The organism is Streptomyces sp. NPDC050743, from assembly GCF_044456925.1.
GTDB lineage: Bacteria > Actinomycetota > Actinomycetes > Streptomycetales > Streptomycetaceae > Streptomyces.
In genome coordinates this window covers 67,417-74,399 of sequence record NZ_JBITGJ010000003.1, presented here as the reverse complement: position 1 = coordinate 74,399, position 6,983 = coordinate 67,417, and the positions used below count along the sequence as shown (strand labels likewise).

The window sequence follows — 6,983 nt, the reverse complement described above, 5'->3', positions numbered from 1 at the left end:
GCCCCCCCCTTCAACCACCCCGCGGGGGGCGGGCGGGGGGGGGCGGGGGCGGGGGCCCCGCCGGGGGGCCGGGGGGGGGGGCCCCCCGCCGCCCCGCCCCCCCCCCCCCCCCCCTCGAAGTCGTACGGGCCTCAGAAGAAGACGCCGCAGCGCAGCAGCACATTGGCGTACGGCCGCGCCTCGCCCGTGCGGACGACCAGCCGTGCGCCCGCCGACAGCTCCTTCAGGCGCTCGTGCGGGACCAGGGAGAGCCCCGGGAAGTGGCCTTCCAGCAGGGCCCGGTTGCGGCCGCGCAGCTCCTCCGCGGCCGTGGCGCCCTCCACCACGAGTTCGGCCAGCAGGCCGTCCAGCACTTGAGCGAACGACGGCACCCCGGCGCGGAACGCCAGGTCCACCACGCGCGGCCCGTCCGGGATCGGCATGCCCGCGTCACACACCAGCACCCCGTCCCCGTGCCCCAGCTCGGCGAGGGCACCGGACAGATGCCGGTTGAGGATTCCCGCCTTCTTCACAGCGCCTCGACCTCCTCCGCCGTCGGATACGACTCCTGCGCGCCCCGCTTCGTCACGGCCGCCGCGCCGACCTGGGCCGCGTAGGCCGCCGCCTCCGGCAGATCCGCGCCCGTGCCCAGCTTCCAGGCCAGCGCCGCCGTGAACGCGTCCCCGGCACCTGTCGTGTCCACCGCGTCCACCTTCGCCGACGCCACCCGCGTCACCTCCGAGGAGTCGCACACCAGCGCCCCCTGTGCGCCGAGCGTCACCACCACCGAGCGCGGACCCTTGGCCAGCAGCAGCCGCGCCCAGTCCGCCGGGTCCTCGCTCACACAGGCGTCGCCGAGGATCACCCGGGCCTCGTGCTCGTTGACGATCAGCGGGTCGCAGGCCGCGAGCACCTCCGTCGGCAGGGGGCGCGGCGGGGACGGGTTCAGCACGAAACGGCTGTCCGGGGACAGGTTCCGTACGACCTCCACGACCGTCTCCAGCGGGATCTCCAGCTGCGCCGACACCACCCGGGAGGCGAGGAACAGGCTGACCGCCGCCCGGATGTCCGCGGGGGCGAGGCGGGCGTTGGCACCGGGCGACACCACGATGCTGTTGTCTCCGGAGGGGTCCACGGTGATCAGCGCCACCCCCGTCGGCGCTCCGCCCACCAGCACGCCGACCGTGTCGACGCCGGCCTCGTGCAGGGAGTCCAGCAGCAGCCGGCCGTGGCCGTCGTCGCCGACTCGGGCCAGCAGGGCCGTACCCGCGCCGAGCCGGGCGGCGGCGACCGCCTGGTTGGCGCCCTTGCCGCCCGGGTGGACGGCCAGGTCGCCGCCGAGCACCGTCTCGCCGGCGGCCGGCCGCCGCTCGACGTCGATCACCAGGTCGGCGTTGGCCGAACCCACGACCAACAGGTCGTAGTCGTACATCAGTTGACTCCCCATGACTCCCAGAGACGACCCGGGCGGGCGGCCGTCACCCATGGTGCCCCATGCCGGGTGCCCCCATGGTGTACGACCGCCCCCCCGGCCTCACCCGTTGTCAGCCGCTGAAACCGGCCACGTTGTCCTTCGTGACCACCTTCACCGGTACCTTCACCGTCGGCGCCACCTTCTTGCCCTGGACCGCCGTCAGCGCGTTGTCCACGGCGATCTTCCCCAACTGCGTCGGCTGCTGGGCGACCGACGCGTACAGCGTGCCGTCCTTCACCGCCGTCAGTCCGTCCGGGGTGCCGTCGAAACCGACGACCTGGACGGACTTGCCGGCCTTGGAACCGAGCGCCTTGATCGCGCCGAGGGCCATCTCGTCGTTGGCGGCGATGACACCCTGGACGTCGGGGTGGGCCTGGAGCAGGTTCGACATCACGTCGAGGCCCTTGGTGCGGTCGAAGTCGGCCGGCTGCTGGGCCACCACCTGGATGCCGGGATAGGCCTTCAGGCCCTGCGCGAAGCCCTGCGCGCGCTCCCGGGCCGCCGACGTGCCGGCCTGGCCCTGAAGGATGACGATCTTGCCCTTGCCGCCGAGCTTCTCGGCGACGGTCTTCGCGGCCAGTTCACCGCCCGCCACGTTGTCGGAGGCCACCAGGGCGTTCACGGCGGCCTTGTTGACGCCCCGGTCGACGGCGATCACCGGGATCCTGGCCTTGTCGGCGGCCTTGACCGAGTTGCTCGCCGCGTCCGAGTCCACCGGGTTGACGATGATCGCGCCCAGGCCGGAACTGGTGAAGTTCTGCAGCTGGTTGGCCTGCTGGGAGGCGTCGTTCTGGGCGTCGGTCACGGTCAGGTCCACGCCCAGCTTCTTCGCCTCGGCCTGGGCGCCGGCCCGGATCTGCACGAAGAACGGGTTGTTGAGGGTGGACAGCGACAGGCCCATCTTCGGGGTGGTGGAGGACGAGGACCCGCTGTGCAGGAAGGAGGTCGCGCCGACGATCGCCACGGTGACGACGGCCGCGAGGGCGTAGGTCGCCGCCTGCCTGCCCTTGGGCCCGCCCGTCCCGGACGCCACCGGGGTCGCCCCGGCCTTGCGGCGCACGGTGTCCAGCAGCACCGCCAGCGCGATGACGACGCCGATCACGACCTGCTGCCAGAACGCGGAGACGTTCAGCAGGTTGAGGCCGTTGCGGAGCACCGCCAGGATCAGCGCGCCGATCAGCGTGCCGGACGCCTTGCCGGTGCCGCCCGCGAGCGAGGCACCGCCGATGACGACCGCCGCGATCGCGTCCAGCTCATAGCCGTCGGCGGCCTGCGGCTGCGCCGAGGACAGCCGGGAGGCCAGCACGACGCCCGCGACGGCCGCGAAGATGCCGGACAGCGCGTAGATGGCGAGCTTCTGCTTCTTCACCCGAAGACCGGACAGCCGCGCGGCCTCCTCGTTGCCGCCGATCGCGTACATCGAGCGGCCGATGTACGTCCGCCCCAGCACGAGCGCGGCGATCAGCCCCATGACGACCATGACCAGCACCGGCACCGGCAGCCATCCGCCGAGCGTGTCCCCGAGGTGCGAGACCGAGTCCGGGAAGGCGATGGGGGAGCCCTGCGAGATCACCAGGGCGAGACCACGGCCCACCGACAGCATGGCCAGCGTCGCGATGAACGGCGGCAGCTTGCCGTAGGCGATGAGGAAACCGTTCACCAGACCCGCGACGACACCCGTGGCGACGGCGAACAGGACCGCGACCGCCACCGGCACCCCGTGCTGCGTGGCGCTCCAGGCCAGCACGGTCGCCGACAGCGCGGCCACGGACCCGACGGACAGATCGATGCCCGCCGAGACGATCACGAAGGTCACACCGAAGGCGAGGATGGCCGTCACAGCCGCCTGGACGCCGATGTTGAGCAGGTTGTCGGTGGTCAGGAAGTCCCCGGACAGCGCCGACAGCGCGACGACGAGGACGATCAGCGCGGTGAGCGCGCCGTTGTCGAGGAGCAGCCGGCGCAAGGCCCCCGGGGCGGGGGCGCCACTCGCGCTCGCCCGGCTCTTGAGCGTGTCAGTGGCCACGGGTGGCCTCCTTCTGGATGGTGGGAGTGGAGACGGCGAGCGCCATGACGGCGTCCTGGGTGGCCTCGGCGGCCGCGAGTTCACCGGCGATCCGGCCCTGGGCCATCACCAGCACCCGGTCGCTCATGCCGAGCACCTCCGGCAGATCGCTGGAGATCATGAGCACGGCGGCACCCTGAGCGGTGAGTTCGTTGACGAGCTGGTAGATCTCGACCTTCGCGCCGACGTCGATGCCACGCGTCGGCTCGTCGAGGATCAGCACCTTGGTGTCGGCCAGCAGCCACTTGCCGATGACGACCTTCTGCTGATTGCCGCCGGACAGGGTCCGTACGTGCTGCCCCAGCCCTGCCATCCGCACGCCCAGCTGCCCGGCGATGCGCTCGGCGGCGGCATGCTGCGCCCTGCGGTCGACGAGCCCGGCCCGGGTCGCGGACCGCATGGTCACGAGCCCGAGGTTCTCCTCGACGGAGGCGTCCAGCACCAGCCCCTGCCCCTTGCGGTCCTCCGGCACGAGCCCGATCCCGGCGGCCATCGCGGCGTTCACGTCATGCCGTTTGAGCTCGGCGCCGGAGACCTTCACCACCCCGCCGTCGTACGGATCCGCGCCGAACACGGCCCGCACCACCTCGGTACGCCCCGCGCCCACCAGCCCCGCGATCCCGACGACCTCGCCGGCGTGCACCTCGAAGCTCACGTCATGGAAGACACCGTCACGGGTGAGCCCCTCGACACTGAGCAGGGCGAGGCCCTTCTCGGGCCGCTGCCGCGGATACTGCTGCTCGATGGACCGTCCGACCATGAGCCGTACGAGCTCGTCCTCGGGGGTCGAGGCGGGCACCTGCCCCACGCTCTTCCCGTCCCGGATGACGGTGACCCGGTCCCCCAGGGCGGCGATCTCCTCCAGATGATGCGTGATGAAGACGATCCCCACGCCGTCCTGACGCAACGACCGCACGATGCCGAAGAGCTTCTCCACCTCCTCCGAGGTGAGCACGGCGGTCGGCTCGTCCATGATGAGCACGCGCGCGTCCAGGCTGAGCGCCTTGGCGATCTCGACCATCTGCAGCCGCGCGATGCCGAGTTCACGCACACGCGCGCGTGGGGAGACGTTCACGCCGACGCGCGCGAGCAGCGCCTCGGCGTCGGCCTCCATCCGCTTCCGGTCGATCAACCCGAAACGCCGCGGCTGCCGCCCGAGAAAGATGTTCTCGGCGACGGTCAGATCGGGAACGAGATTGAACTCCTGGTAAATGGTGGCGATCCCGAGCCGCTCGGCGTCCTGTGCGCCATGGATGCGCACCTCCTGGCCACCGACGCGAATACGGCCGCCGTCGGGCGTATAGGCCCCGGAGAGCATCTTGATGAGCGTGCTCTTGCCGGCGCCGTTCTCACCGAGCAGCACATGGACCTCGCCCCGGCGCAGATCGAAGTCGACGCCGTCGAGCGCGACCACGCCGGGGAAGGTCTTGCGTATGCCCTCGATACGCAGCAACTCGTCCGGGTTGCTCACGACGTGCTCCTTTGCACTGGGGAGGGGGACTGCGTGGGGGGTTGCACAGCTGGGCCGGGCGCACCGCACGAGTGGCGCACGACGAGCCGGGCGGTGAGGGTGACGGAGGCGGCCGCGCGCCCCTCGATGCGGTCGACCAGGGCGCGTACGGCGGCCCGCCCCAGGTCACCGGTCGGCTGGGCGATCGCGGTGACGGGCGGATCGGTGTGCACGAACCAGGGGATGTCGTCGAACGCGGCCAGCGCGATGTCGTCCGGAACGCGCAGCCCACGCGCGCGTGCCGCGTCCAGGGCACCGAGTGCCATCAGATTGTCGGCGGCGAAGACGACCTCCGGCGGATGAGCGAGGTCCAGAAACCCCTCGGTGACCCGCCGCCCGCTCTCGGCCTGGAAGTCGCCCTGGCCTGTGTAGGCGTCCGGAAGAGGAAGCCCGTACTCGCCCAGCGCCTCCCGGAAGGCCTGGACACGCTCGCTGCCGGTCGTGGTGGCGGCGGGCCCCGCGATGATCGCGAGCCGCCGGTGCCCGAGCGCGTACAGATGCGCGACCAGATCCCGTACGGCACCGCGCCCGTCGGCCCGTACGACGGGGACGTCGACCCCCGGGATCCAGCGGTCCACGAACACCATCGGGGTCCCGGAGCGGGCGGCGTCGAGCATGAGCGGGGAGCCGCCGTCGGTGGGAGAGACGAGCAGCCCGTCGATCCGCCGCTCCAGCAGGTTCCGCACGTGATGGTCCTGCAGGTCCGGCCGCTCGTCGGCGTTGCCGATGATCACGCTGTACCCGAGCGCGCGGGCCTCTTCCTCCACGGAACGGGCGAGCTCGGTGAAGTACGGATTGAGCACGTCACTGATGACGAGCCCGAGGGTGTGGGTCTGGTCGGTGCGCAGGGAGCGGGCGACGGCATTGGGCCGGTACCCGAGCGCCTCGACGGCGGCCAGCACGCGCGTGCGCGCGTCGGCGCTGACCGACGGGTGCGCGTTCAGGACGCGCGAGACCGTGGCGACGGAGACCCTGGCCGCGGCGGCGACGTCCTTGATACTCGCCATCGCCGGCTCACCTCCTCGTGAGACTCGTGAGATCCGTGCGGTCGTGGAAACGATTACATCCACGCCGTAGGAAGGATTGGAAACGATTACATGCAAGGAGGCAAGAGGTTGAAGCTTCTCCGAAACCCAATCGTGACCGTAAGCCCAGCCCGGCGGACGACGCTGATCGGCAGCTTTGTTCCATGCCCTGAGCGAGAGAAGGCGGCCCACCTGGGGCCCCGGCGAAGCCAGTTGGAACAAATCTGCCGATCGCCCCAGCCGCCCCAGGGGACCCGGCACCGGCCAGGTCCACGGCCCGACGGCCGCGTGCTCACTTCATGCGGAACAGGTCCGCCGGTCCTCGGCCCCCGCAGCCGTCGCGTAATACGGTGAGGCACGAAACTTCTCGCGCCCCACGGCGGACAGCGCGGGCTTCCACAGACGGACGCCGTGCCGGCGCTCCCACCAGACAGCGGTCCGCCAGGTGTGGATGAGACCGAGGAGCAGCATCAGCTGAACGGTCAGGCCGAACAGGGGCAGGTGGATCAGAAAGACGCCGGCCGCGGTCGCCAGGATGACGAAGACCGCCACACGAACACAGCCCCGCCGCAGCTGCCGCGTCCGCTCCTCGGCCTGCCCCAGCACCGACAGGTCGTGGACCGTCACAGCGGAGCCGAACTCACGCAGCTGACGTGGCCGGGCCACCAGGAAGCCGACCGCCCACAGCAGTGTCTGGACGGCGAGGCCGACGACCTGCACACGCCCAGCGGTGCCGGAGAGCCGCAGATCGTCGACGGCGGTGAAGACCAGTACGTCCGCGGCCGCCCCCACCAAGACCCCCGTCAACCCCTCCGCGAGCCCGGCGGCGACGATCCGCACGAGTGGCGGTGCAACGTCCACGACAGCCCCGTCCTCCGCACCACCCACGACAGTCCCCCCGGCCGACCGCACTACGCCCCACATCGAACC

Annotated in this window: 6 protein-coding genes; all 6 read right to left on the bottom strand. The window is 71.5% G+C overall.

Annotation, left to right across the window (positions count from 1 at the left end; genetic code table 11):
• Positions 1 to 131: 131 nt before the first annotated feature.
• The gene (gene rbsD, locus ACIBJF_RS04530) at positions 132 to 512 is read right to left on the bottom strand and encodes a D-ribose pyranase (RefSeq protein ID WP_399172198.1); all 381 of its coding nucleotides are present in this window, start codon (positions 510 to 512) and stop codon (positions 132 to 134) included.
• Complete coding sequence (locus ACIBJF_RS04525) at positions 509 to 1,411, bottom strand: ribokinase (RefSeq protein ID WP_399172460.1); 903 nt, start codon at positions 1,409 to 1,411, stop codon at positions 509 to 511. Before ACIBJF_RS04525 ends, rbsD begins: the two co-directional genes overlap by 4 nt.
• Positions 1,412 to 1,523: 112 nt before the next feature.
• On the bottom strand, positions 1,524 to 3,479 hold the full coding sequence (locus tag ACIBJF_RS04520; RefSeq protein ID WP_399172197.1) for a substrate-binding domain-containing protein: 1,956 nt from the start codon (positions 3,477 to 3,479) through the stop codon (positions 1,524 to 1,526).
• Positions 3,469 to 4,989: a sugar ABC transporter ATP-binding protein gene (locus tag ACIBJF_RS04515; protein ID WP_399172195.1), complete on the bottom strand. Its 1,521-nt coding sequence runs from the start codon at positions 4,987 to 4,989 to the stop codon at positions 3,469 to 3,471. The genes ACIBJF_RS04520 and ACIBJF_RS04515 overlap by 11 nt, the downstream gene beginning before the upstream one ends.
• Complete coding sequence (locus tag ACIBJF_RS04510) at positions 4,986 to 6,035, bottom strand: LacI family DNA-binding transcriptional regulator (protein ID WP_399172194.1); 1,050 nt, start codon at positions 6,033 to 6,035, stop codon at positions 4,986 to 4,988. Before ACIBJF_RS04510 ends, ACIBJF_RS04515 begins: the two co-directional genes overlap by 4 nt.
• A gap of 315 nt (positions 6,036 to 6,350) precedes the next feature.
• A complete protein-coding gene (locus tag ACIBJF_RS04505) occupies positions 6,351 to 6,914 on the bottom strand; it encodes a hypothetical protein (protein ID WP_399172193.1) in 564 nt (187 codons plus the stop codon).
• Positions 6,915 to 6,983 lie beyond the last annotated feature (69 nt).

Excerpts from the sequence above, each read along its gene's own strand:
- ACIBJF_RS04525 (WP_399172460.1), bottom strand. The coding sequence starts at position 1,411 with ATGTACGACTACGACCTGTTGGTCGTGGGTTCGGCCAACGCCGACCTG.
- ACIBJF_RS04510 (WP_399172194.1), bottom strand. The coding sequence starts at position 6,035 with ATGGCGAGTATCAAGGACGTCGCCGCCGCGGCCAGGGTCTCCGTCGCC.